This window comes from Thermoproteus thermophilus, assembly GCF_055392855.1.
This window is the reverse complement of record NZ_AP042466.1, coordinates 1,095,745-1,119,571: the sequence shown is the minus strand read 5'-3', so window position 1 is coordinate 1,119,571 and position 23,827 is coordinate 1,095,745. Positions and strand designations below refer to the sequence as shown.

The following is a 23,827-nucleotide window of genomic DNA, read 5'->3' as shown; positions in this document are numbered from 1 at the left end:
AAATGCTTTCGTCAAAATTGAGAGGCTAAGGCCTCTAGGGCGGCGCCTAAGTCGGCTTTATAGCCCAGATCGGCCAAGGCCTTGGCCAAGGCCGTGAAGGCTACGGCTAGATGGGCGTAAGAGGCTTGGACTCCCATATGTCCTATTCTGAGGACCGAGCCCTCTAACTTGCCCCAGCTACCGCCTATCATGACTCCGTATTTCTCCCACGCAACACGCCGCACGTCCGACGGCTTGATCCCGCCCGGCGCCAAGAACGCCGACACTGAGGGACAAGTGCAAGAGACGTCTACCGGATAAGGCTCTAGCCCCATGGCCTCTAGAGCGGCCCTCGAGGCCCTCCTGGCGGCCTCGTGCCTCGCGAAGACAGAGTCGAGGCCCTCCTCGAACAGAGCCCTTAGCGATTCGTCCAGCGCGTAGAGGAGGACGTCGGAGAAGGTGTAGGGGAAAACGCCCCGTTCGTCCAACATCTCCTTCCAGAGGAAGGGGTTCTCGTAGAAGGAGCCGCGGGAGACTTTCTTGAACCTCTCCCAAGCCCTCTCGCTTATCGCCAAGATCGTGAGGCCCGCGGGTGCGTTGAGGGCCTTTTGGCTACCTCCTATCAACACGTCCACGCCCCAATCGTCGAACTTCACCTCGGCGGCGCCTATGCTGGACACGGCGTCCACCACCAAGATAGGCCCGAAGGACCTCACGATCCTCCCCACCTCCCTCAAGTCGTTGAATATGGCGGAGGGCGTGTCGCAGTGCACCAACGTGACCACCTCGACGTCCTTGTTTACCTCGAGGGCCCTCTCCAGAGCGTGTAGATCCACCGACCTCCTCCAGTCTAGGCCCAGCGCGATGGGCTTGCCGCCGTACAGCTTGACCAAATCGGCGAACCCCTCGCCGTAGACTCCGTTGTCAACCACCAACACCTTGGTGCCTTCCTTGACCGTGTTCGCCACGGCCGCGTCGAGGCCCAACATGGCCTCGCCGACCCACACGTAGAGGTCCGCCCTCTCGGCGCCTATGAGCTTCTTGAGCTTGGCCCTCGCCGAGTTGTAGAGCTCGAGGAATTGGGGATCGAGGTCAGGGTTCGTGGTCTCTTTAATGAGCGCGGAGCGGATTCTGTGCGGGATCTCCGTGGGGCCGGGCGTCATTATGAGCCTATCGGTGTACGGCCGCATGGACTACCGGGGAAGGCGTTATATATTTCATGCTCGCGTGTAATAGATGCTAAAAGGCATCCGCCCGAGCAAAACGTGAGGCGGGAGGTCCTCGACTGCGATATCATCGATTTCGATAAGTTCTCGGCTCTGCCCGAGGACGTCCAGCGGAAGGTGCTTGAGGCCTTTAGCTGCCCATGTGTCGACGCCTCTACCAAGCTCCTCCTCTTGCGCTTGGAGAAGATGGGGATCTTGAAGTGCCTATGATCTCGTTGATGGACGCCTTGAGCATGTTGAGGAGGTTCAAGGGCTATCTAGCAGGCGCCGGCGGGATCTCCGACATGGTCAACGCCTTGCACTGGAGCGTCTGGTATGCCGTGAAGTGGTGGGAGGAGGCCGTGGCTGCTGGGAAGACCGAGGCGCCGACGGCCAAGGCCCTTTATAGATCGTTGTTACATCATGGCTATATAGACGAGAAGGGGAGGGTGATCAAGAGGTTGGATATGCCGGAGACTCCCAGAGGTCCATACGCCCAGGAGTGGCTCGCCCTTCATAAGTCCTTCGACGCCGTTTTCCGCAAAGTGTTGGAGGGCGATTTAGAGGCCGCGAGGGCTTTGTTCGAGGCCATGCAAGCCCAAGGATGGTACAAGCTCTGGAGGGACGAGTTCCTCAAGGCGGCCGGCTTCAAGGGGAGGAGGGTCTTCGAGCCCAAGATGAGGGGCGGCCACAACGCCGTGGACATATACGCCAGCTATGCGCCCGAGCTGTACGCGGGCTACGAGGCCGAGGAGGGGGCGGTCGAGGCGCTCCTGGAGGTCGCCCCCAACGTGTCCGTGGGAAGTTGCCCCGGCTTCGGGATATGCGTCTTCGAGGCCGCTACCGCGTGCGAAGTGGCCGACGTGTTGGCCGGACTAGCGGTTGAGGAGGTGCTCCTCTTCAACGTCTTGCACTGGATGGAGGATCCCGTCGAGGAGCTCATCTGCATTAAACGCGCCGCCCCCAACGCCTTGATGTACGTGGGGCAACCAGTAGTGGAGACCATGCCGGGCTTCTTGGCCATAAACACGGCGGCGGGAGCGCTCCGCGTGTTTTCGAGGGAGGAAATAGAGGGGGTTCTCGAGGCGGCGGGGTTGAGGAGGAGGCGCTTGCTCCTGAGGGAGATGCCGTTCTACGCCTCTGTCTGGGCTTGAGCTAAACGCTCCAGCGCGTGCTCGGCCCCCCTTCTAAAGTGGGAGGCTATCCAAGGCTTCAGGGGGAGAAACAAGGGGTGTAGGAGGATATCCCAATCGCTGGCCAACACGCCGTTTTTCGCGGAATTTCTCACCACGCCGGTGAAGGGCCCTCTTATGTAATTAAGGAGGACCTCCCTAGCGGCCTCGTCCACGACGGCCTCGGCGTATCCCTCGTTCGAAGGGCCCGGGAAGGCGAACTTTATCCTCAAGGAGTAGATCCCCGAGTTGACCCCGATAACCTCGACGCGTTTGTGGCCGCCCCAGTACTTGGGCATATCCTCGAGCCTGGAGAGGCGACGCCACGCTGCTTCGCTATCGTCGACCCTGCGCTCTACCTTGAACTTTATCGCCCTCAGCACCGCCCAACGTATGCACGGGTAAAAAGGCTTTATGCCGACTAGAGGCGAGCGCCGGTGCCGACTCGACGATTACGCCCCGGCCCGCAAAGCGGGCGCTAAGGCGTTGCGGAAAAGCTTAAATTCCACTTATATTTTAACGGAAGGGGCCCGTAGCTTAGCTAGGTAGAGCGCCCTGGGACGTAGTCCCGGCCGTCCCGCGCAAGGCTCATAACCGGGAGGCCCCGGGTTCAAATCCCGGCGGGCCCACTATTTTCATCGAAATGTGGATCTGTCCCCGGCCTCCTCACGTCCATGAGGCGCATCGACAAACCGAGCCGCCAAGTCGGCCGACGTCGCGCACCGCATCGATATTTAAAATACTGGCCAATTCAAGCGTGTGTACATAGCCCTAGAGGGGCCCCAAGAGTTCGTGGGCAAGGACGGTAGGCGTTATGTCATCCGCGAGTTCAAAATGCAAGACCTCAACGCAGTGGTGTCGATAAACAGGAGGGTCCTCCCCGAGAATTACCCCGAGTGGTTCTTCGTGGAGCACCACATGTCCTTCCCGAGGGCCTTCATAGTGGCCGAGATGAACGGCGAGGTGGTGGGCTATATGATGAACAGGGTGGAGTACGGCTGGAGCTATATAAATAAGGGCAAAGCCGCCAGGAAGGGCCACGTGGTCTCCATAGGGGTGCTCCCCCACGCGAGGAGGCTCGGCATAGCCACTAACATGATGCTCAGGGGCATGAAGGCCATGAAGGTCTTCTACGAGGCCGAGGAGGTCTTCCTAGAAGTACGCGTGAGCAACACCCCGGCCATATCCCTCTACAAGAAGCTCGGCTACGAAATCGCCGGGAGGATACCGCGATATTACAGCGATGGCGAGGACGCGTATATAATGGCCAGATCGTTGGCGGACCTCTAGCGAAAAGCTTGAAATTATTTATTATTATTACTGGGCCGGACCGCCGCGCGTCGGCGCGGCTGAATGAAAGGCCCGCCCGCGGCCGAGCCGCATACTACTCGCCGAACTTCTCGCTCAGCCCCAAATAGCTGGCTATTGTGGGCATTACGTCGATCCCCCTTATTCTGCCCAAGGCGCCGCGCCAACAAGTGAGCTCGCCGAACTTCCCCACGTCGTCCCTCACCACGTCAGGGCCGTAGAGCATGATGGGCACAGGCTCTCCCGTGTGCTCCCTCACCAACACGGGCGTCGCGTGATCCGAGGTGACCACTACGTAGTTCTCCTCCAAGACCGCCTCGTAGGGCCTCAAGGCGGCGTCCAGCCTCTCTATCACGTCCACCTTCCCTCTGAAATCCCCGTCGTGGCTGGCGCTGTCCGTGCCCTTGATGTGTAGAAAGACCAAGTCGTATTTCTTGAGGAGCTCCACCGCGAGCTTTACGGCCTCCTCGAATTTGTCGAACTTAGTACCGGTGAGGCCCTCGGCGTTGTAGAGGTCCATGCCGACCGCCTTGGCCACGCCCCTTATGAGCGCGACGCCGGCTATGGCGGCCCCCCTTACGTTGTACCTCTTCCGCAAAGGCTCTATCTCCGGCATGTATCCTGCCCCCCTCGCCAACACGGCGTTTATGAGGGGCTCGCTCTTAGAGGCCCTCCTCTTGTTCGCCTCGAGCTCCTTCGACAGCTCTGTGAAGGCCCTCGTTATGTAGTTCACCACGTCGGCCGTGAGCTTCGCCTCGTTGGAGCCGTCCAAGGGCTGGGCCAGCCTAACGGCCTCGCCCACTACGTGCGGGTCAGTGTCGGAGACTTTGTGGGACACCGCGCCCCTCAACACGAGGACTCCTCTGTGCTCTACTGTCGACTTGTACACCACTGAGACCCCGAACTTCCTCTCGACGTCCTCGCCTATCTTGGCCATGAGCGATTCCACCTCCCTCGCCTCCTCTGGGGCTATGTACCTCCCCGCCCTCCTGTCGACGACGATCCCCCTAGCGTCTACTGTGGCGAGGTTTGTCCTAAACGCCACGTCGCCAGGCCTCAGCTCGAGCCCGGCGCCGAGGGCCTCGAAAGCCCCCCTGCCCGTGTAGTACCTATATGGGTCGTAGCCGAAGAGGGCCAAGTGCGAAGTGTCCGACCCGGGCCTAATGCCGGGGGATATCGGGTCCATGATACCGCAAGAGCCCAACGACGCAAGCTTGTCTATGACGGGCTTCAAAGCGACGAAGAAGGGCGTAACGCCGTTCTTGGGCCTATCCCCTCCTCCGTCGAACAATATCCACAACACCGAGGGCATGGCGTCTAGGCGTTCCGTATTTAAATATTGGTAGATTCATCGATCCACTTCAAGTACTCCGGATCGCCCTCGACTATCGGCACTGCGATTATCTCGGGGACTTTGTACGGATGTATAGATCTGACCTCGGCGATTAGCTCCTTCATTTTATCCCTCCTGGTCTTGACCACGAGCAAGACCTCCTCGTCCCTCTCCACGCGCCCCTCCCATCTATACACGGAGGTTACTTGTGTTATGTTCACGCACGCGGCCAGCCCCCTCTCCACTAGATATGCGGCGATCCTCTCGCCGTGTTCCCTCGGTGCTGTTATGTACACGACGACGCGCTCCATGCCCAATAGACCTCCCTTATTTATCTCCTCGCGCGAGCCCGCCTCTACGCGGCGCGGATTCTCCTAGAAAAGGAAAATTAATTTTATTTAAGAAATACTGGAAGTATAAATATTGAGAAAATTAAATTAAATAAAACAATTGAAGTTATAATAACATAGATATAATTCTTCTCGCGCGCAAACTGGGCGAGGCCCATGACTACTCTCAAGACCGGGGTGGCTATCAACACCACTAGGCCCAAGAGGATTATGTCGAGGCCGTTGAGGCCCTCCGAGCCGCTCGCCACACTCATGGGGCTGATCGACGACGTGTTGATTGACGATCTCGGGTTGGCCAGCTGTGATATCAGCCCAGGCTTGGGGGGCCTCACGACGAGGAGGACGAGCCCAGCTATTATGAGGGCCACGCTGACCAATACGCCGATTCTGAGGGTGTACCCGATAACGTCCTCGAGCTCCATATTAGTAAAAGCCTAGCCCCCTCAACAACATCTGGACGCCCAGCGCCGCCAGTATCGCCATGAATATATAGCGGATAGTGACGTTCCTGAGCCTGAGCAACACCTTGCTCCCTATAAAGGAGCCCATAAGCACGCCTATCGCTGTGGCGGCGGCGAAGAAGGGCTGGATGTAGCCGAAATGCCAGTATATGGAGCTGCCTGTGGCCGCCGTGACGCCTATCATGAAGTTGCTGGTGGACGTCGAGACCTTCATGGGCAAGTTCATGGCCCAGTCCATGCCGAGCACCTTCAACGCGCCGCTGCCGATGCCTAGGAGTCCTGATATAACCCCAGCGATGAACATTATCAATTCGCCGAGCCACCACCTAACGCCGTGGTATTCCACTTCCCTGCCCAGCGCCGGGTCGTAGTAACGCCCGTAGAGCTGAAGCCATTTGGTCCACCGATCGGGCGGTTTCGGATCGGGGAGCTCGAACTTGGACCTAGTTATCTGCGTATAGATAGAGCCCAGGAGGACTACGGCGAAGACCACGTAGATCACCCGCTGTAGGTGGTGCGCGTAGACCCAAGCCGCAGTGAGGGAGCCCACTATGGAGCCGCTCGTCGTGGCTATCTCCAAGGACATGCCGATCCTAACGTTAGTTACTCTATCCCTAACATAGGCCGAGCCTGCGCCGCTCGAGGTGGCTATGGTGGAGATCAAACTGGAGCCTGCCGCATATTGTATGGGTATGCCCAAGAAGAGCACGTATATAGGTATTAGGAATGTGGCGCCCCCCAGTCCCGTGAGCGATCCCATAAAACCTGCCGCGACGCTCGACGCAACTAAGAGCGCGAAGAGCGTAAGCGCGTCGATCACGTGGGAATACCTGGGCGTTTTTATAAACTTAATTACCTAGCAATTGTTTATATACCAGACGTGCTGGTGTGAGTGGTCGCGTTGGAACAACTCTACGAAGTCGGCGTAAAGCTGATAGACGAGGCTCTCCCTAAATACGACAAGGTCGTGAAGGCGTGGGAGCTCCTCACCTCTGACGAGGAGATAGAGGCCTACTTGGAGATGTCCAACGTCTTTGCCGTTAAGAGGCTCCACTACAACGACCACGGCCCCGTCCACAGCAGGATAGTCGCCGGCAGCGCCATGGCCATATACAAGGTGCTCTTAGACAAGGGCTTCCAGCCCAGCGTCGTGAAGGACGGAGTAGGCGATTTAGAGGACTCGCTCGTCGTGACGTTAATAGGGGCATACCTCCACGACATAGGCAACTCGGTACACAGGACCCATCACCCCATATACTCTGCTCTTTTGACCGATAGGCTGGCTTTCAAGATCCTAGAGCGCATATACGGCGCCGCGAAGAAGGCGTATATGCTCAAGCAAGAGGTTATGCATATTGTGTTCTGCCACGACGAGGCGTATACGTGTCTAACCTTCGAAGGCGCCGTGGCCAAGATAGCGGACGGCACCGATATGGCCGAGGGGAGGGCCAGAATGCCCTACGAGATAGGCAAGAACGATATACACGCCTTGTCGGCTCTCGCAATACGGCGCGTCTACGTGGGTAGAGGAATCGATAGGCCGTTGGCTATATACGTCCATATGGATTCGGAGACCGGCATATTCCAAGTGGACGAGGTGTTGGGGAAGAAAATAGCCACGTCGGGCTTGGCGCCATACGTCGAGGTCCGGACGTTTGTACAAGGAAGGCCTTGGATAGTCCGAACGTTCGAAACGACCCACGTAATAAGATAACACCGGGCCTCGCGCCTATTAATCGTCGTGGGCTTTCCGCCCTCTAGGCGCTCGGCGTCAAGGGCGCGCCGATGCTTGCCTAGACGAGGCTACGGCGACCGGCTTTTGGTCAAGGACAGCAGCCTTGAACCGCGCGGCGGTTTACGCCAACTTCATAATCCTGGAGGCCCTCTCTAGATCCGCCCTGATGACCTCGACGAAGGCCTTCGCATTATAACAAGGCGGTTGCCCCTCCAATATCGGTATGATCTTCATGTAGAACTCGTATTGCCCCTCTCCCGCCAAGCCCTCCAAGCTCTTGGAGACGTCCTTGAGCTTATCTATACGGCCGCCCTCCACCGGATCGGCCAACACGACGAGCCCCACCAACTTCCCCGTCCCTCTCACTAACACGTCGTAGAGGCCCTCCTTGACTTTAGCAAGAGTTAAATGTATCGGGAGTATCGATATGTCGAGCTTCTCGAATAGGTCAGAGGCGTCGTGTAAGGCCCTTTCGACTAACGCCTGCCCGCAAGCCGAGATCGACGCCTTGTCGACGCAGTTGAAGCTACAAGGCGTGCAGGGAGGGTGCACTAGCTTGATAAGCTCGGCCGTGTACTTGAGTTCATCGGATCTGGGGGATTTGCCGTAGCTCCTCAACGCCGACTCCACAACGCCGGCGAGGTCGTCGCACGATTCGCCTAGCTTCTCGATAATGTCGCGCAATACGCAGTTCTTGAGCGCGGCGGCGCGGAGCGCGGCCACTGCCTCGCCTCGCTTCCCCTCGTACACGAGGCGCCCCGCCTCCACCGCCAGCCTCGAGAACACGCCGTTTGTGGACAAGCCCAACGCGCTCAACGTCGGCGTTATGGTCCTCACGAGGCTTTTGCTCAAGCCCAGCCTTTCTAGATACTTTCCCACTACGAGGGCCACAGACACCTCGCCTTTGGAGTGGGAGAGGTAGGCCTCGGCCAATATCTCCAACAGCCTATCGGGAGGGATTCTGATGTACCAAGAGTTGTAGGAGCATCTATCCTCCAACGCGGCCCGGAGCTCTCTGCAAAACGCCTCCAGCTCTGCTTGGCTTTTGACCTCGTAGACCCTATCGCCGACCCTAACCTGCACGTTTTTATCAATGGGCTAAATTATAGAGCGTGAGGCAGGCAGGGGAATATATGGATATTGTCGCGAAGGTCTTGGCCGAGAAGGACGTCGAGGAGGCCAAGCGGTTGTTGTCGGAGATCCATAAAGAGAAGGCGTTTTTGTTAAGCGATTATTACCTAGGCGCCGACGTCTTGGGCGAGGCGGCTGGGCTCCACGCACTCCACATAGCGCTGATATCGTTAATATATGGCGAGGTCGAGGCGGGCGGCGTCACGGGGCTGGACCTATCCTTGGCGGCCTCGTTCTCGAGGGCCTACGCCAATTGCGGGCGCGTGGAGCTACCCGCCGTTCCCGACGAGTTGGCGGGCTTCTACAAACAGGTAGTGGAGGGGCTGAACGAGCTGGTGAGCCGCCTATGCTCGAGGAGCTGATTAAAAAAGCGGCGGAGATCGCCAAGAGGAGCGGCGGGCGCGGCTGGGCCTTAGTGAGGCTCTCCGACCTCTCCGTAGTGGGGTTCTTCAAGGCGCCCGCCGAGGCCAAAAAGGCCGCCCGGGAGCCTGGGCTGTATCTATTAATCGAGGTACAATAGCTTATAAGCCGTCTTAGCGGTTGTTTTATGATCTTCGTACGAGATGTGGATAAGCTGGTCGACGCGCAGGAGCTCGTGGAGGACATAGCGACGGCGTTGAGGGCGCGGAGGCAAGTCCTGCCGCGCAAAGCCCTGGAGATCGGCTCCGTCTGGTTCGCCCCCATGACCGCCTACGTGGAGGGGATGGGCATAGGGGCTAAGCTCGTCGGCATATATCCTCGCGGACGGCCCCCCGTCAAGGCCTTGGCAGCGCTTATAGATGTGGATACGGGTGAGCCCCTCGTCTTGGCCGACGGCACTAAGCTCACTGCTTGGAGGACCGCCGCCGCTAGCGCCTTGGCGGCGAAGCTGTTGGGAGCCTCGCCCGATACGCTCGGCGTTATTGGGGCCGGCCTACAAGCGGAATACCACATAAAGGTGTTCAAGGAGGTGTTCAAGCCGTCGCGGGTCCTCGTGTATAGCAGATCGCGCGCCCGGGAGCTGGCCGCCAAGATAGGCGCGGACGCCGCCAGTTTGGACGAGGCGTTGAGGGCCGACGTTGTAGTATCGGCGACGAACAGCCGCGAGCCCGTTGTGCGAGGCCAGTCTCTTAGACCGGGCGCCTTAGTGATATCGGTCGGAGCCCCTAGGCCTGTGCGGGAGCTCGACGACGTGGTCAAGGCGAGGGCCAAATGCGCCGTGGTAGATAGCCCCGAGGCCCCCGAGGAGACCGACGACGTGGCCGGCGTAGAGCTCGTGCTCCTCGAGGACTTAGTAGCGGGGAGGGGCTCGTGTCGTAGAGGCGACATCGCGCTCTACAAGTCGGTGGGCTACGCCCCCTTCGACGTAGCCGCCTTGTACCACATCTACAAGAGGCTCAGCCCGTCTCTTCCTGGCGTCATCGATCTATCCATCGACCCTGTCATCACCAATTATCGTGATTAGCGGCTATCTTAAATTAATTCCGATATATATTCGATATATAAAAATATAGTTTTTCTACTTTATAAACTTTTGAAGTTCCGCTATGGCCATAACGTTTATTAATAGGAAACCAAAAAAATTATAATGCCGTGGGAGTTCGTCCTCACGGCCGATAGGTCCTCTTTCACTGATTACGGCGGCAACTCCTCGATGGGCTACGTCGCGTGTATGCCCGCCAGGCTCGTCCCTCGTCTTTTCATGGACAAGTTCTTCACGCCGCCGATGAAGGCCGACAGAGACGGGAGGGCGCTCTACGCGCCGTACGCGCTCAGGAAAGTGGAGGCCGTGCTCATCAACGCGGGATATAAGGACGTCGCGGTGGTCCCGCCCGAGCGGCTGGAGCGCGCGGTGGGGCCCAAGACCAAGCTCCTCGGCGTCAGCGCTGGGCACGACCCCTACGGCCTTTCGCCCGTCAGCACCTTTCTGACGACCATCTTGGGCGGCGGGGAGACCTGGACGGCGCGATTCTTCAGAGAGCTCGGGGAGAGAGTGGAGAGGCTCAAGGAGAAGTACGGCTTCAAGGTAATACTCGGAGGCCCCGGCGTAGAGCAGTTGATGAGGGCCGGCAAGCCTAGATGGGCCGACGTTATATTCATAGAGGACGTGGAGGTCACGTTGCCCAAGTGGCTCCCCAAGATACTCGCCGGGGAGGAGGTCCCGCCCGTCATTAGGCCGGGCGTCGACGAGTACCCGGCGGCCGAGGACATACCGGCCATCGTCAACCCCGCGCGTCTGGGCGAGGTGCAGATAACAAGGGGCTGTCCAAGGGGTTGCCAGTTCTGCTCCATCACGCCCGTGACCTTCCGCTCTATACCTATATCAACCGTGGTCAAGGAGGTCGAGGTCAACTTGCGGGCGGGCTGGACGCAAGTCGACTTGATAACAGACGACGTTTTGTTGTACGGCACATCGCCTTACGGCCCGAACAGGCTTAAGGTGAACCACGAAGCGATAGTGAAGCTGTACGAGGCCATAAGGTCCGTCGAGGTAGGCGATATGAAGGTGCGGCACATATTCTTCAGCCACGTCTCGGCGGCGCCCGTCGTCGAGTCGCCCAAGACTGTCAAGGCCATCGCCGAGCTCGGCGGCTTCGGGCCCGACAAGGGCGACACGCCGGTCATAGGCCTCGAGACGGGCAGCTTGAGGATCCTCAACAAATACATGAGGAATAAAGCATACCCCTATCCGCCCGAGAAGTGGCACGACCTCATACTGGAGGCCACGGCGATCCTCAACGAGAACTACATCTACCCCGCGTACACCATGACCATAGGATATCCAGACGAGACCGAGGAGGATACGAGACAGACCCTCGAGCTCGTCGAGAAGATCATCGACCACGACTTCGTGGCTTGGGTCTTTCCGCTTCCCGTTATACCTATGTACACCTCGGCCTTGCGGCACTTAAGGCATCCCACCTTGGAGTACTTGCCGGAGGGCTTCTGGGACATCCTATACGTCAGCTGGCGGTATAACTTAAAGGTCACGAGGAGGTTGGCGCCTGTGCTGCTCCAGAACTCCCGTAGCAAAATAGTGAGCAAAATAGTGAGCTATATGATAGACAAGATATTCAACTCGATAGAGTGGATGTTTCAACAACTCAAGGAGACCAGGGGGAGGTCCTCGTTGGCGTTATCGTCGATTCATCTGGACAACGCGTTGGGCGTGCTCAAGGCCGTCTACTGGCTGACCAGGATATCCTTCGGCGCCAAGGAGTGATCAGAGGAACTCGTCGAGCCTCCTAGGCGTTTTGATCGATAACGGGTCCCTCCCCACCAACGCGACGTATTTGCGGTACTCCTCGTCGATGGGCCTCAGCTCGATGCGGCGGATGGTCTCCCTTATTTGCCAATTGCCGACAGACACGTAATAACGTTCGCCTATCCATCTAACTATGGAGACCATGCCGCTTCTGCCCATGGATGCCAGCTTCTCTAGCACGGCCAGCCTGGCCGCCTCGTAGCCTCCGTCCATGGTGCTCCTCTTGCCTCTGGGGTCCTCCACCACCTCTATCTCGGCGACCTTTCCGCCATACGTCCACCTCTCGACGTAGAAGAACCGCAGAGGGCCCGGCGCCACGACGACCAGATAGCGGTTGTCTAAATATTCTGCGTATCCGTACAAGACCTCGGAGACCTCCGGCATATGCCTAACCCTATCCGCTAAGAAGTCGCCTATGCGCACGTCGACCGCCGTTATGCTCCAACGCGTTGGAACGAGCCTCCTCCTATGCCGGGCGCCCAGCATGCCGAGGGCGAAGGCCCTCTGTATGATATACAAGTCGACGCCTTTTCTGTACAACTCCACCGCGGCCTCGCCGGCGTTCACGTCGTCGGACATCATCTTGTCCACAGCCCTAGGCACGGCGGGATTGCCGTCTATCCTCAAGGCCTCTAGAGGCGCTCTAGGGCCCATGGGCTTTTCCCTCAAGTCGAATTTGAGCGAATTCACGGGGGGTTTAGCCAAGCGCATCTCGACGTCCACGGGCCTCTCGGAGACGGCCAACAGAGGCAACTCGCCCAGCTCCCAAGGGCTGGAGGATTGCTTAAAGCCAAATGCCATATAGCTCCTGAGCCTCAGTATCTCCTCGAGCTCCCTCCCCCAGAGCAGTTTGGGGTCGTCGTATGCCCTCGCCTCATCGCCGACGACCTCGGGCGGCTCGCCTATGTATACCCTCACGCGCGGCCACCCGGCCTCCCCCACGACGGCGCTGGGCGGCGTAGCGCCGAACACTTCGCGTCCCCTGATCTTGAAAAGGGAGGACTTCACGGCCTTTATCCTCTCCACGATCGGGCATCTGGGCAAGCCGCACAACATCTTCCTGCCCTGGCACTTGGCGCAGATAGAGTACATCTCTCAACTACTGCCGCTTTGGATATAAACCTCTCGTTCCACTCACCACAAGTGAGTACGATATTTCTAGCCGAGCGAGCTAACTGGCATGTTCGAGGGTTTTCAACTAGCTTGGAGGGCGTTGTGGGAGAGGAGGGGGAGGACCGCGGGCGCGATAGCGGGCGTGGCGATAGCCTTCATAGCCTTGTCCGTGGCCTTGTCCGTCGGGAACTCCTTCCGCGCGTCTACTCAGTCGTTTTTCGCGAGTAGCTTCGGCGTGAACAACATCTACATCGTGGGGCAGAGCTTCACAGACGCCGACGTGGCCGCGATAGCTTCCTACATAGCTCCATACGCCACGGCGGTGGTCCCAGTGGCCTCGGCCCCGGCCATAGCCCAGCTGCCTGGCGGCAGCAGCGTAGCCGTGACGTTGTACGGGGTGCCGGCGCAGAACATATCGGCGCTGGTGCCCAACACCGCCCTCCTCTCCGGGACCAACGCCGTGGCGGGCCCCCTAGCGCTTATGGGCTATTATGTGGCGTTCGACGAGGCCACGGGGGCGCAACGGCTCTATTTGGGGATGCCTGTGGCGTTGAGCTATCGTGGCAAGACCTATACCTTGGTGACCGGCGGCATAATAGCGTCGGGCACGCCCAACCCTGCGTTGAACACGATGACGGCCGTGATAGTCGACGTGAACGAGTTCAGGACTATCACGGGCATCGACGCCTACCGCACCATCGTGGTGACCTTGAAGGACCAGAGCTACCTAACGCAAGTACAGAACATCCTCAAGGCCGCGTTCCCCAACGCAGAAGTCTTCTCGCCGCAGTCCATCGCCCAGACCATAACTGCGTTCTTCACCGGGCTTGAGCTCTTCCTGGGCCTAGTCTCGGGCGTGTCCACAGTCATCACGGCGCTTTGGCTCTACGACACCATGACCATATCAGTGATACAGAGGACCAAGGAGTTCGGCATATTGAGGGCGGTGGGCTTCAAGAGGAGGCAGATAACGGCCTTAATGCTCTACGAAGCGCTCATGGTGGCCGTCCTGGGCATAGCGGTGGGGGCCATCGCGATGGCTCCGTTGGGCTTTGTCAAGATAAACTTCTTCTCGTTGGCTGGGCAAAACGCTCAAGGCGTTGTCCAGACCACCACTACTACGGCGAGAGGGGCCTTCAGAGGCTTCGGCCCTCCCGGCGGGGTTAATACGTTCGGCTCCATCACGCTATCGCCGGATCCTCGAATAGCGGCGTTCACGGCCTTGGTAATACTCGCCGTGAACTTACTGGGCGCCTTGGCGCCCGCCGTTAGGGCCGGCAGGCTCAACATAGTGGACGCCTTGAGGTACGAGTAGGCCTCACTCATAGTGAGTTATTTTTTTAGATGCTCCCGCTCTAGCGCCCATGAAAAAGGTCGTCGTGATCGCGGCCCTCCTTTTGGTCGCCTACGGGGCACTAGCGGCCAGCCCCTCGTTGATACGGATAAGCTCGGCTGGCTCCTCGGGCGGGGACTGCTCGACGTTGCAGTTGACCCTCCTCAACGCCCAGTGGACCTCCCTTCCTCAATACAACGGCAGCTCGGCGGCCATAACCCTTACGTTCTACTCCTCTTGTACCTACCACGCCGTGACGTTTACCCTCCAGCCCCAGTGCCCCTACATAGCCCCCGGACAGCCCGCCTTCGTCCAGAGCATAGCGGCCAACTCGATATTCGCCGTGCAGATGCAGCTTTACGCGGAGCAGCTCAACGCCACTTGTCCTCTGGAAGTGGTCGCTAACGCCAAATACGGAGCGGATCTAAGCCGCGTCTTGAACGCGGCCGGCGCCTTCTTCCTCACAGTCTTCATCCCGCCGTATCCCGTGTTCTCCGCGTCGCTCCAGGGCGTAGCCTATGTGGGCATGCCGAGCAAGCTCTCGTTGCAGATATCGGATCCCTATTCTTTCCCGGCCCAGATATCCATCTCGGGCCAATCGGCGGCCGTGCTCTCGCCGGCAGCACCCGTCGTCTTGCAGGGGAGCTCCTCGGTGCCCATCGTCGTCGTGCCCTACTCCACATCGGCCGCCCTAGTGGTAACGATAAAGTCCCAGGACTACTTGGGCAATCCCGTTTCCTACACATACACGCTCCCGATACCCGCCGTGAGCCCGCCTCCTCCAACGATCTCTATATCGCCGAGCGTGTTGTACCAAGGCCAAGTCAACCAAGTGCTCCTCACTATCGCCGTCCCCTTCAACGCTAACGGCACCGCTGTTGTGTCCATATCCGGAGCCTCGGCGCCCTCAGCCCCAGTAATCGTGCCCATAAATAACGGCGTCGGCACAGCGGCGATCTCGGTAATCCCACTCCAACAAGCCGTCGTATTCCAAGCCTCGGTGAACTATTGGGTACAAGGCTTTCAACAATCAGCCCAGACGTCGGCCACAGTCGAGGCGGTCCAGCCCTCGTCTGCGCTCGCCTACCTCTCGATATCGCCCCAGATGCTCATAGCCAACGCGGCTAACAACGTCACGATAACGATAACGGCTCCCGGCAACTTCAGCGCTGCCATAACGGTGTCCGGCGCCTCGGCCAACGCGCCGATGCCAGTGTACATATCCGGCGTCGGCCGCGCCGCGTATTCGCTGGTGTTGTACCCCACGTCTCAACAAGTCGCCGTCTCGGCAACTATACAGACCTCGGCGGGCACGCAACAATACACTGCGAATATACCCGTAGTCTCGTCCAACATCTTCCTCGCAGTGCCGATACCTACATCCGTTGAGGCCGGAGGCAATAGAACTATCGTCGTGAGGCTGGTGAACCAAGGCGACGTGCCCGTAGAGAAGGGCGTGTTGGTAATAGCGCCCGCCTCGAGCTCGCCGGCGCTTATGGGGACTGTGGTGTATAACTTCTCCTCGTTGCCGCCTCTCGGCTACGTCGAGGTGCCCATAAGCTTCGTGGTGCCGGCAGGTCAGACGGGCTCTCTGCCGTTCCAGTACACCGTGTATTACGTGACGCCGCTCGGCTCAGGTCAAGCCCAAGGCGTTTTCTACGTCCAGTCCTTCCAACGGCCCTCTATATTGGTCTCGTCCGTCACAGTCACGCCCCAGAGGCCTCAGCTGGGCCAGCCCTTCTTCGTGTCGATAACCGTCGTCAACAACGGCTTCGTATCGATCAACAACCTACAAGTATCCTTGAGGGCGCCTCGAGGATTAACCCCCATAACGTCCACTTTGAACTACATCGGCAGCTTATTGCAACAACAATCGCAGACGGCCACCTTCTCGTTGAACGCCACGATGCCCGGCAGGTACAACGTGACGTTGGTCGTGTCGTACCAGGACCAATACGGGAACAACTACGTGCAGGATGTCCAACTGCCCGTGATCATCGGCGGCAACTTCACGCGCATTGCGAGGAGCTCCGCCGGAAGGACCACCGTGTCAAGTTCTAACTCCTCGGCCACAATCGCCGTTATCGCCATCGTCGTGGTGGCCGCCGTCTTGATAGCTATTGGCCTATGGCGGAGGAGGAGATAAGACTTGTAGACGTCCACAAATACTACGGGAGCTACCAAGCATTGAGGGGCATAACCTACGCCATCCCTAAAGGCATATTCCAATGCGTCGTGGGCCCCTCCGGCTCGGGCAAGACCACTTTGTTGCACATAATAGGCGGCATCGACAAGCCCACTAAGGGCGAGGTGTGGGTGGCAGGCGTGAGGCTAAACGACCTAAACGACGACCAGTTGGCCGAGTTCCGCAACAAGAACGTGGGCTTCGTCTTCCAGATGTTCTACTTAATACCCAGGATGACGGTCTTGGAGAACGTGGAGCTGCCCCTTATATTGAGGGGGGTGCCCAAGGCCAAGAGGAGGGAGATGGCCGTCGAGGCCCTCAAGCTAGCCGGGCTGGATCGGGCCGACCTCTACGGCAAGAAGCCGACGCAGCTCTCCGGCGGCGAGCAACAGAGAGTCGCCATAGCGCGAGCCATAGTGGCGAGGCCCCGTCTGCTCCTAGCCGATGAGCCCACCGGCAATCTCGACAGCGCTACTGCCGTGAAGGTCATGGAGACGTTCCTCTCGCTGAAGAAGGAGCTGGGCATCACAATTGTGATGGTCACCCACAACCTCGAGCTCTTGAAGTACTGCGATAGGGTCGTGCGCCTGAGGGACGGGATGATCGTCGAATAGCCGCTTGGACTCGACATAGCAGAGCCTTGGCCGAGATGCGTCAACGGACGCGATAGCTGTCAGCACTCGGCAAACTCCGCATACTACGGGCGAGGTCGCCCAGTCATCACCGCGAAGAGGGCGTTCGCTATGTTATAAACTTTCCTCGATCTAAAGTCCAGCGTTGCCTCGTAGCGCGCCCGCCTAGGGCGTGTTTTCACCCCTCCTCGTACCCGGCGCCATAGCTCTTATATACCGAATGGCCTATTACGTCGTGAAGTTGTTCGACAGATACAGCAGACAAGTAGCCGTTATAGGCGAGGAGGGGCAGAGGAGGGTGAGGGCAGCCTCCGCGGCCATCTTCGGCGTCGGAGGCCTCGGCACACATGTGGCCTACTACCTGGCCGCCGGGGGCTTCAAGAAACTATACCTAGTCGACTCCGACAAGGTGGCTCTCTCGGATCTACACAGACAAGTGCTCTATTCGACCTCCGACGTGGGCATGTACAAAGTCGAGGCGGCTGCGAGGCGGTTGCGCGACGTGAACCCAGAGGTGGAGGTGGAGCCCATAGCGGAGGAGATAAGCCCATCCCTCGCCGGCGAGTTGGCCGAGAAGGCCGACGTGTTGGTGGACGCCTTGGACAACTGGGCCACGAGACACGTGGTCAACAGGGCGGCAGTCAAGGCGCTGAAGCCGCTGGTCCACGGCGCCGTGCAGGAGTGGTACGGCCACGTGACGACGATAATACCCGGCGTTACGCCGTGCCTCGAGGAGCTCTTCGGGAGGCTGAAGTCGCCCCCCTCTTGCGCCCAAGGAATATGCCCCGTCTTGGGCCCCGTCGTGGGGGTGGTCGCCTCGATAATGGCGCTGGAGGTGGTCAAGACGGTCGTCGACGCGCCTTCGCTGGCCGGGAAGCTCTTAGTGGTGGACTTAAAGCATATGGCCTTCGACGAGATTAAGCTGGAGCGGGACGAGAGGTGCCCAGTCTGTGGCTATGTCAGACGTTAGGCTGACGCCCTCGCAGCGATTAGTGCTCTACTACATGGCGTTCGAGGCCCTCTACAATTCGAGGACTTGGCTGACCTTCGACGACATAAAAAGAGGAACAGGGCTCTCCACTAGGGCGTTGCGCTCGGCGTTGGTCAAGCTCCGCGAGTTGGGCTACATAGCCAGTATCATGGACCCCGCCAAGGGCAGGAGGCTCCTACACCGCGTCGTGTTGGATAAGCTCTACCCCGCGCCGGAGCTGGAGGGGCTGTACCTCATCGACGCGAGCGGCGACCTCACGCCCGAGGCAGTCAAGGTGTTGTCCAACGCGGATGTGGTGTTGTACACGGAGTCGGTCGACCCCAGGAAGCTGGAGGCGTACGTGAAGGCTCTGAGCCCCTTCAAGGGCGAGATCCCCCGCGCTAAGCTGGTCGCGATAGTCTTCAACCCCCTCCTGGACGATATGAACAAGCTCGGCGATGTCGTCAGCAAGGCGAGATATATATGTGCATCAAACGCCGTGGATAAAGCGTTGGGCACATGCCTAGCTTGCGGCATGGTGGATCTGGATTACGGCAAGTTCAAGATAAAGACCGTGGGGGATGAGAAAGAGCTGGCGGAACTCGTCGAGAAGTACGAGGTCAAGGGGACGTTGCTCCTCCAGAGGTGCGACGGCAAGAGGCTCGAGCTAGTGGTGTTGAAAAAACGGACGCCTCAGCCCGGAGCGGAGAGGGGGAACATTATTAAACCTGACTTTCCACAGCGTCTATGAGCACCAAGTATGTAGAGGTAGGCGAGCTCAAGGAGGGATCCTACATAGTAATAGACGGAGAGCCTTGCCGAGTTGTTGAGATCGAGAAGTCCAAGACGGGCAAACACGGCTCCGCTAAGGCCAGAGTCGTCGCCGTTGGGCTCTTCGACAACGTCAAGAGGACTTTGAGCGTCCCCGTGGACACCCAAGTAGAGGTGCCCATAATAGAGAAGTTCACGGCGCAAGTGCTATCGATGTCGGGCGACACGATCCAGCTCATGGACATGCGCGACTATAAGACCATCGAAATCCCCATGAAGTACGTCGAGGAGGAGGCCAAGGGCAAGCTGGCGCCCGGCGCCGAGGTCGAGGTTTGGCAGATCCTCGACCGGTATAAGATCACGAGGGTTAAGTAGATCAGCTTTAAGTAGATCAGCTGGCCTCCGCCGGCGGCGGGGCCGTGAATATATAATAGGGGTCTTTCCCCTGGAGCTCGGCCAAGATCCTGTTAACGATGAGCTCAGCCGGATCTATCCCCACTCTTTTCTTTATATCGTCGAAGCTCGAAAAGGGCCTCGCCCTCCTCTCGGCGAGGATCTCTTGTACTTTCTTCTTTCCGATGCCTTGCAACAGCTCGAGGGAGTGCATCTTGATTGTGAGGGGGCCTGCCTTGTTGAACCAGTCGACGAACTTCTGCTCTTGTGAGGAGACAATCTGTCGGACGATCTGGACCAACGCCTCCCGGGCCGGAGGCTGGAGGTCCTCGTACCTTATCCTGCGGACTATTTTGTCCACCTTATCCCTTTGGCCCGGCCCTATATAGACCCTCTCCCCTATTTCGACCCTCGCCCCTGGCTTGAGCGTGACCTCGAGGAGGGTGAAACGCTCCTCGCCCAAGACGTGGGCGTATGTTGAGTCCCTGGAGAACTCCCTACGGATCCTCGCGGGGAGCTTATACGCCGCCAGCTCGGGCGGTATCACGTCTATGACATATCCGTACTCCTCTCTGCGTTTCATGACCTAAGCACCTTCAACATCTCCTTGATCTCCTCGTCGGAGAACTCGCGACGTTCTAACATCTGGAGTAGGGCCTTCAGCTCGTCGATGCTCTCGGGCATCACGTTCACCAGCTGTATCGACGTTATGCGAGTGAACCCGAACTTGGACATCAACTCGTTCACCTTGGCCTCGGCCTCCTCGGCGCTCAACGTCACGGACTTCTCCAGGAAATCTATGGTCTTCCTCTGCATTTCGTTGAGTTCGAAGCTCTGCGCGAACTTCTTGAGTATCTCTAAGGCCTTTGCATTCGTCACGTCCTCCGACCGCTTGATCCTTTTGACGCTCACGTTGATGCGCTACGCGGGGGTTTTAAATTTCCCAAATCGCTTGGAGCCGACAAATTTTAAATAAGGCCCTGTCCAAGCGGCCATGCCCAAGAGGACTCATGGATACAGATATAAGAGTAGAAAGTTGTTGTCCAAGAAGCCGCGCGAGAGGGGGATGGGCGGGCTTTCGCGGCTGATGTATGAATACAAGGAAGGGGACAAGGTGGTCATAGATATAGATCCGACTTATGTGAAGTCGGCCCCCCACCGCAGATATCAAGGAAAGGTGGGCGTAGTCGCCGGGAGGCAAGGCGACGCCTACGTGGTCCTCGTGGAGGTGGGCTCTAAAACCAAGAAGCTGGTCGTGCCGCCGGAGCACTTGGTTCCGTTCAGGGGCTAAGGCGGCATTTGTTGGTCCTCCCCTCCCGTGTAGTGGAGCTGTATGGCGTAGTACAACTTGTCGAGGCCGGTCCCCGCGAGGGCCGACACGAAGACCAAGTCCCCTATCCCTCCCAAGCTCAGCGCCGCCCTCAACAACTCCCTCCCGAGCGGTTCCCCCTCCAACAAATCGACGAGGACCTCCGCGTCTGACGCCCATGTGGAGATCCTCTCTATCTGCTCGTCGCTGAGGAGGTCTGTTTTATTTACGGCGACTATCTGCGGCAACTTGAACTTGATCCTGCTGGACAGCGCGAGCAAGGCGGTAGTGGCGAAACCCTCGGGGCTCTGCATATACGTTGCATCGCCGACGTACACCACTACGTTGTGCGTGTCCGAGAGCCTCTTGACTAAATAAGATCCGCTCTCCCTAAAGGCGAAGAGCTCCATTTGCCCCGGCGTATCGACGAGAACGATGGGGGCGCCCACGGCGTTTATCTCCTCCTTGATCCTGTCGGCCTCGGCTACTGCCATATCCACAGAGGCGATGATCGAGGCGTTGGGCCCCAGCTTGAACTGCCTCATGATCTTGCGCGCGTTTACTCTCTCCCTCACGTCCACGTCGGGAGTGTAGGGCAAATACTCAGCGGCGGGGTCCAAGTTCACGACGGCCACGTCGTATCCCTGCTCGTCCATCCAGTTGTACAGCGCTGAGACCAACGTGGATTTGCCGCTGCCCGCAGTGCCGATGAAGAAGACGACCAACATCAGCCCCTGGACTTGGCGATCTCCTCGGCGACTTTTCTAGCGATCTCCTTCACGTCCTCGGCGTAGACGACGAAATACCCCGCGGCCCTTTCGTCGAACCAGAGAGCCGGGTATCTCTTCTCCTTGTAGACATCGTACTTTATCCCGAGCCTCTCCAACGCCCTCGCCACCTCCTCTATGGTGGGCTTGGGCACAGCCAACTTGCGCGGCAGTATTCTGCCTTTGGATCTAGGTATAGTCGAGTCCAGATAGACCAGCCAGAGTATCCTCCCTCCCCTCTTCTTCACGGAGGAGGCAACGGCGGTTTATATTAACTTATCAATACGGCGTTCACGACGCCGTGTTGGCTCGGGCGCGACGTGACGACGGCTCTGCCGATCTCGGTCTGTATCACGGCGCCCTTGACTATTTGGCCCTTCTTGGCGAAGTCGGGGTTCGAGGGCGTCGAGACGACCGAGATGATCTTGGCCTTGACGGTCTTCTTCTCCTTGGGGATGTACACGTTGGCGTACTGCGCCGATCTAAGCCTGACCTTCACGTTGCCGCCAGTGACTCTCTCCACCTCGACCCTCTGGGGGCCTAGAGTCGGAACTCTGGGAGGGCCGCCGCAGAGGGCCTTGCGCTTGACCTTAGCCACTCTGCCCTTCACTCCGCCGGTCGGCTTCCTCAAGTCGTTGCCTTGGTAGAACGAGGCCGACTTCACGACGTCGCGGTTGCGGAGCGGTTAAAAATTTTGAGCCGCCGTAAGACCCGCGGAATATCGAAGAACAGGGCCAATCTTTAATAACGGGTAGCCAACGCTGTATATGCTTAAGCGTATTGGCTATGCTCTTCACTATACTAAGATGAAGAATCTTGTCATAAAACTTTCTCAAATTCCCCCGTTATACATGCCCGTCTATACGTACACTATGAGAAAGGTCGGCGTGCTCTACGACGTCATAGGAAATGTGAACAACCCATACGGTTTGGTAAAGCCGATCTCCGTGGACAACTCGATCATAGGCCAAGCCTTGTACATAAACGAGGCGGATCTAAAAAAGAGACGAAGGGCGTCATGACTAGGCGCATTCTAGCCGGGATAGCCGATCAAGACCTAGTATGCCCAGTGTGCGGAGCGGTTAATAGGGTCCACGTCGATTACGAGCGGGGCGTCGTCGTGTGCACGGAGTGCGGCACGGTCATAAGGGAGGGCATAGTGGATTTGGGGCCCGAGTGGCGCAAGCCGGAGTCGTCGAGGGCACACGTAGGCGCTTCGGGGACCGAGCTGGGCGATATAGAGAGGGGGAACGTCAAGATATCTGACAAGCTAAGGGCCTTAAGGCTAAAGAGAGCGGCCAAGCCGATATCGTCGACCGAGGAGAGGCTCGAGGTGGATATGAGGGAGTTCTACGAATCCTTGCGGGATATCTTGGGCATACCCAAGGCCCTAGTGGACGAGGCCATTCTTTTGTACAAGAAGGCTTATGAAATGGGGTTCCGGGCCTCCAGAAGGGAGGGCTACGCCGCCGCGCTCTACTTCGCAGTTAAGCGTCACGGAATAGGCTCAGTCACCTACCGCTCGTTGATTGAGAAGGCAGGTCTAGACAGAGGCGAGTTCATGTCGGCCTATATGGAGTTCTTGCGATATATGGCTCAAGCGGGGGAGAAGATGCCCAAGGTGGATCCGAGGATCTATATACCTCGTATAGTCTCCGCGCTTGGGCTAGATGGCGAGCTCGCCGCTCAAGTGCAGAGAGTGGCGGCGCATTTGTTGAGCTATATAGTCAAATCGCCTCGGATCCGCAACGGCAGAAAGCCGCAAGTGCTCGCAGCCATATCGGTTTACTTCGCCTGTTTTATACTGGGCGTGGAGAAGACGCAGAAAGACATCGCCAGGGCGGCCGAGTCGACTGAAACCCCCATAAGGGACCTCCTCAACGAGTTGAGCGACCTCCTCTACATAGAGCTATACATCTAAGGCTTAGGACCAAGGAGGGCCAAATTTAATTAACTCCACCCAGGGGTCTAAGTGGGCGAGGCGCCTCAAGACGCGGAGGACACCTTGACCGAGATAGAGATCCAGATACTCCAAGGCCTCGAGAGGCTAGGTGGCAGCTACCAGCAGAGGAACCTCTGGAAGTATATAGGAATAGACAGCAAGACGGGCTTGCCCATATTAAGCAGGCTCGAGAAACGCGGTTTGATCAAGAAGGAGAGAGTAGGCGGGGAGAGGCGCGGCGTCTACGTGGTTAGGCTGACGGAAAGAGCCTATAAGGTGTTGGCGGAGCTCAGAGAGAAGGCCGAGGAGATCCCGGGATTCGACATGAATAAACTAAGCGATGAGCTACAGACCCTCCTCTCCATCCCTTGCACGTATTGCCCGTATATAGAGAGGTGCGGGTTCGGTTTTGTGGACCCCCTCCACTGCGAGCTCTTGACCAGGTGGTCTGTTTCGCAACTACAGCGGGAGGCGGAGGGCTCCTAGCTTATTAA

General features: G+C 58.3%; 31 protein-coding genes and 1 tRNA gene. 19 read left to right on the top strand and 13 right to left on the bottom strand.

The window, feature by feature from the left end:
• Positions 1 to 11: 11 nt before the first annotated feature.
• Positions 12 to 1,169, bottom strand: coding sequence for a pyridoxal-phosphate-dependent aminotransferase family protein (locus tag ACZ5PA_RS06615; protein WP_464929554.1), 1,158 nt, complete (start codon positions 1,167 to 1,169; stop codon positions 12 to 14).
• A gap of 75 nt (positions 1,170 to 1,244) precedes the next feature.
• Here ACZ5PA_RS06615 and ACZ5PA_RS06610 point away from each other — a divergent pair, with 75 nt between their 5' ends.
• On the top strand, positions 1,245 to 1,415 hold the full coding sequence (locus tag ACZ5PA_RS06610; RefSeq protein ID WP_464929553.1) for a hypothetical protein: 171 nt from the start codon (positions 1,245 to 1,247) through the stop codon (positions 1,413 to 1,415).
• On the top strand, positions 1,412 to 2,338 hold the full coding sequence (locus ACZ5PA_RS06605) for a hypothetical protein (protein ID WP_464929552.1): 927 nt from the start codon (positions 1,412 to 1,414) through the stop codon (positions 2,336 to 2,338). Before ACZ5PA_RS06610 ends, ACZ5PA_RS06605 begins: the two co-directional genes overlap by 4 nt.
• On the opposite strand, the gene ACZ5PA_RS06600 is transcribed toward ACZ5PA_RS06605, so the two are convergent.
• Positions 2,317 to 2,739 (bottom strand): SRPBCC family protein, encoded by a 423-nt coding sequence (locus ACZ5PA_RS06600; protein WP_464929551.1) that lies wholly within the window; start codon positions 2,737 to 2,739, stop codon positions 2,317 to 2,319. The genes ACZ5PA_RS06605 and ACZ5PA_RS06600 overlap by 22 nt on opposite strands.
• Positions 2,740 to 2,882: 143 nt before the next feature.
• On the opposite strand from ACZ5PA_RS06600, the gene ACZ5PA_RS06595 reads away from it, so the two are divergent.
• A tRNA-Ile gene (locus ACZ5PA_RS06595) sits at positions 2,883 to 2,985 on the top strand.
• A 130-nt stretch (positions 2,986 to 3,115) separates the two neighbouring features.
• Entirely contained in the window at positions 3,116 to 3,646 is a 531-nt protein-coding gene (locus ACZ5PA_RS06590) for a GNAT family N-acetyltransferase (RefSeq protein ID WP_464929550.1), read from the top strand.
• Positions 3,647 to 3,740: 94 nt separating this feature from the next.
• Here ACZ5PA_RS06590 and ACZ5PA_RS06585 read toward each other — a convergent pair whose 3' ends face one another.
• From ACZ5PA_RS06585 to ACZ5PA_RS06570, 4 genes are all read right to left on the bottom strand, one after another.
• A complete protein-coding gene (locus tag ACZ5PA_RS06585; RefSeq protein WP_464929549.1) occupies positions 3,741 to 4,976 on the bottom strand; it encodes a 2,3-bisphosphoglycerate-independent phosphoglycerate mutase in 1,236 nt (411 codons plus the stop codon).
• A gap of 20 nt (positions 4,977 to 4,996) precedes the next feature.
• Positions 4,997 to 5,308: a divalent-cation tolerance protein CutA gene (gene cutA / locus ACZ5PA_RS06580; protein ID WP_464929548.1), complete on the bottom strand. Its 312-nt coding sequence runs from the start codon at positions 5,306 to 5,308 to the stop codon at positions 4,997 to 4,999.
• A gap of 83 nt (positions 5,309 to 5,391) precedes the next feature.
• Positions 5,392 to 5,769, bottom strand: coding sequence for a DUF1634 domain-containing protein (locus ACZ5PA_RS06575; protein WP_464929547.1), 378 nt, complete (start codon positions 5,767 to 5,769; stop codon positions 5,392 to 5,394).
• A gap of 1 nt (position 5,770) precedes the next feature.
• Positions 5,771 to 6,568, bottom strand: coding sequence for a sulfite exporter TauE/SafE family protein (locus tag ACZ5PA_RS06570; protein WP_464931230.1), 798 nt, complete (start codon positions 6,566 to 6,568; stop codon positions 5,771 to 5,773).
• A 132-nt stretch (positions 6,569 to 6,700) separates the two neighbouring features.
• Here ACZ5PA_RS06570 and ACZ5PA_RS06565 point away from each other — a divergent pair, with 132 nt between their 5' ends.
• Positions 6,701 to 7,522, top strand: coding sequence for an HD domain-containing protein (locus ACZ5PA_RS06565; RefSeq protein WP_464929546.1), 822 nt, complete (start codon positions 6,701 to 6,703; stop codon positions 7,520 to 7,522).
• Between the two features lie 141 nt (positions 7,523 to 7,663).
• On the opposite strand, the gene ACZ5PA_RS06560 is transcribed toward ACZ5PA_RS06565, so the two are convergent.
• Positions 7,664 to 8,626: a hypothetical protein gene (locus ACZ5PA_RS06560; protein ID WP_464929545.1), complete on the bottom strand. Its 963-nt coding sequence runs from the start codon at positions 8,624 to 8,626 to the stop codon at positions 7,664 to 7,666.
• A gap of 29 nt (positions 8,627 to 8,655) precedes the next feature.
• Between ACZ5PA_RS06560 and ACZ5PA_RS06555 the strand changes: the two genes are divergently transcribed.
• The 4 genes from ACZ5PA_RS06555 to ACZ5PA_RS06540 all read left to right on the top strand — a co-directional run bounded on the left by ACZ5PA_RS06555 (position 8,656) and on the right by ACZ5PA_RS06540 (position 11,876).
• Positions 8,656 to 9,036 carry a hypothetical protein gene (locus ACZ5PA_RS06555; protein WP_464929544.1) on the top strand — a complete coding sequence of 127 codons (381 nt, stop codon included), beginning with the start codon at positions 8,656 to 8,658 and terminating at the stop codon, positions 9,034 to 9,036.
• Complete coding sequence (locus ACZ5PA_RS06550; protein ID WP_464929543.1) at positions 9,021 to 9,194, top strand: hypothetical protein; 174 nt, start codon at positions 9,021 to 9,023, stop codon at positions 9,192 to 9,194. The genes ACZ5PA_RS06555 and ACZ5PA_RS06550 overlap by 16 nt, the downstream gene beginning before the upstream one ends.
• Before the next feature lie 27 nt (positions 9,195 to 9,221).
• Positions 9,222 to 10,118 carry an ornithine cyclodeaminase family protein gene (locus ACZ5PA_RS06545; protein ID WP_464929542.1) on the top strand — a complete coding sequence of 299 codons (897 nt, stop codon included), beginning with the start codon at positions 9,222 to 9,224 and terminating at the stop codon, positions 10,116 to 10,118.
• A gap of 123 nt (positions 10,119 to 10,241) precedes the next feature.
• A complete protein-coding gene (locus tag ACZ5PA_RS06540; protein WP_464929541.1) occupies positions 10,242 to 11,876 on the top strand; it encodes a B12-binding domain-containing radical SAM protein in 1,635 nt (544 codons plus the stop codon).
• Here ACZ5PA_RS06540 and ACZ5PA_RS06535 read toward each other — a convergent pair whose 3' ends face one another.
• Entirely contained in the window at positions 11,877 to 13,010 is a 1,134-nt protein-coding gene (locus ACZ5PA_RS06535) for an Nre family DNA repair protein (RefSeq protein ID WP_464929540.1), read from the bottom strand.
• A gap of 88 nt (positions 13,011 to 13,098) precedes the next feature.
• Here ACZ5PA_RS06535 and ACZ5PA_RS06530 point away from each other — a divergent pair, with 88 nt between their 5' ends.
• The 6 genes from ACZ5PA_RS06530 (at position 13,099) to ACZ5PA_RS06505 (ending at position 19,297) form a co-directional block, all read left to right on the top strand.
• Positions 13,099 to 14,346: an ABC transporter permease gene (locus ACZ5PA_RS06530; protein ID WP_464929539.1), complete on the top strand. Its 1,248-nt coding sequence runs from the start codon at positions 13,099 to 13,101 to the stop codon at positions 14,344 to 14,346.
• A gap of 49 nt (positions 14,347 to 14,395) precedes the next feature.
• Positions 14,396 to 16,510, top strand: coding sequence for a COG1361 family protein (locus ACZ5PA_RS06525; RefSeq protein WP_464929538.1), 2,115 nt, complete (start codon positions 14,396 to 14,398; stop codon positions 16,508 to 16,510).
• Entirely contained in the window at positions 16,492 to 17,163 is a 672-nt protein-coding gene (locus ACZ5PA_RS06520; RefSeq protein ID WP_464929537.1) for an ABC transporter ATP-binding protein, read from the top strand. The genes ACZ5PA_RS06525 and ACZ5PA_RS06520 overlap by 19 nt, the downstream gene beginning before the upstream one ends.
• A 253-nt stretch (positions 17,164 to 17,416) precedes the next feature.
• Positions 17,417 to 18,151 (top strand): HesA/MoeB/ThiF family protein, encoded by a 735-nt coding sequence (locus ACZ5PA_RS06515; protein ID WP_464929536.1) that lies wholly within the window; start codon positions 17,417 to 17,419, stop codon positions 18,149 to 18,151.
• Complete coding sequence (locus ACZ5PA_RS06510) at positions 18,138 to 18,902, top strand: helix-turn-helix domain-containing protein (protein WP_464929535.1); 765 nt, start codon at positions 18,138 to 18,140, stop codon at positions 18,900 to 18,902. The genes ACZ5PA_RS06515 and ACZ5PA_RS06510 overlap by 14 nt, the downstream gene beginning before the upstream one ends.
• Positions 18,899 to 19,297, top strand: coding sequence for a translation initiation factor IF-5A (locus ACZ5PA_RS06505; RefSeq protein WP_464929534.1), 399 nt, complete (start codon positions 18,899 to 18,901; stop codon positions 19,295 to 19,297). Before ACZ5PA_RS06510 ends, ACZ5PA_RS06505 begins: the two co-directional genes overlap by 4 nt.
• Before the next feature lie 16 nt (positions 19,298 to 19,313).
• On the opposite strand, the gene ACZ5PA_RS06500 is transcribed toward ACZ5PA_RS06505, so the two are convergent.
• Positions 19,314 to 19,898, bottom strand: a complete 585-nt coding sequence (locus ACZ5PA_RS06500; RefSeq protein WP_464929533.1) for a DUF655 domain-containing protein — start codon at positions 19,896 to 19,898, stop codon at positions 19,314 to 19,316.
• The gene (locus ACZ5PA_RS06495) at positions 19,895 to 20,227 is read right to left on the bottom strand and encodes an RNA polymerase Rpb4 family protein (RefSeq protein WP_464929532.1); all 333 of its coding nucleotides are present in this window, start codon (positions 20,225 to 20,227) and stop codon (positions 19,895 to 19,897) included. Before ACZ5PA_RS06495 ends, ACZ5PA_RS06500 begins: the two co-directional genes overlap by 4 nt.
• Before the next feature lie 82 nt (positions 20,228 to 20,309).
• Here ACZ5PA_RS06495 and ACZ5PA_RS06490 point away from each other — a divergent pair, with 82 nt between their 5' ends.
• On the top strand, positions 20,310 to 20,606 hold the full coding sequence (locus ACZ5PA_RS06490; RefSeq protein ID WP_464929531.1) for a 50S ribosomal protein L21e: 297 nt from the start codon (positions 20,310 to 20,312) through the stop codon (positions 20,604 to 20,606).
• Here the strand turns inward: ACZ5PA_RS06490 and ACZ5PA_RS06485 are convergent.
• Genes ACZ5PA_RS06485 through ACZ5PA_RS06475 form a run of 3 tightly spaced genes read right to left on the bottom strand, consistent with a single transcriptional unit; the run spans position 20,603 to position 22,055 of the window.
• A complete protein-coding gene (locus tag ACZ5PA_RS06485; protein WP_464929530.1) occupies positions 20,603 to 21,352 on the bottom strand; it encodes an ATP/GTP-binding protein in 750 nt (249 codons plus the stop codon). The genes ACZ5PA_RS06490 and ACZ5PA_RS06485 overlap by 4 nt on opposite strands.
• The gene (locus ACZ5PA_RS06480) at positions 21,352 to 21,639 is read right to left on the bottom strand and encodes a signal recognition particle subunit SRP19/SEC65 family protein (protein ID WP_464929529.1); all 288 of its coding nucleotides are present in this window, start codon (positions 21,637 to 21,639) and stop codon (positions 21,352 to 21,354) included. The genes ACZ5PA_RS06485 and ACZ5PA_RS06480 overlap by 1 nt, the downstream gene beginning before the upstream one ends.
• Before the next feature lie 23 nt (positions 21,640 to 21,662).
• Entirely contained in the window at positions 21,663 to 22,055 is a 393-nt protein-coding gene (locus ACZ5PA_RS06475) for a 30S ribosomal protein S8e (protein ID WP_464929528.1), read from the bottom strand.
• A 208-nt stretch (positions 22,056 to 22,263) separates the two neighbouring features.
• Between ACZ5PA_RS06475 and ACZ5PA_RS06470 the strand changes: the two genes are divergently transcribed.
• The 3 genes from ACZ5PA_RS06470 to ACZ5PA_RS06460 are packed head-to-tail and all read left to right on the top strand — an operon-like array spanning position 22,264 to position 23,819.
• Positions 22,264 to 22,413: an H/ACA ribonucleoprotein complex subunit GAR1/NAF1 gene (locus tag ACZ5PA_RS06470; protein WP_464929527.1), complete on the top strand. Its 150-nt coding sequence runs from the start codon at positions 22,264 to 22,266 to the stop codon at positions 22,411 to 22,413.
• On the top strand, positions 22,410 to 23,312 hold the full coding sequence (locus ACZ5PA_RS06465; RefSeq protein ID WP_464929526.1) for a TFIIB-type zinc ribbon-containing protein: 903 nt from the start codon (positions 22,410 to 22,412) through the stop codon (positions 23,310 to 23,312). The genes ACZ5PA_RS06470 and ACZ5PA_RS06465 overlap by 4 nt, the downstream gene beginning before the upstream one ends.
• Before the next feature lie 51 nt (positions 23,313 to 23,363).
• Complete coding sequence (locus ACZ5PA_RS06460; protein WP_464929525.1) at positions 23,364 to 23,819, top strand: helix-turn-helix transcriptional regulator; 456 nt, start codon at positions 23,364 to 23,366, stop codon at positions 23,817 to 23,819.
• The last annotated feature ends 8 nt before the right edge of the window (positions 23,820 to 23,827 follow it).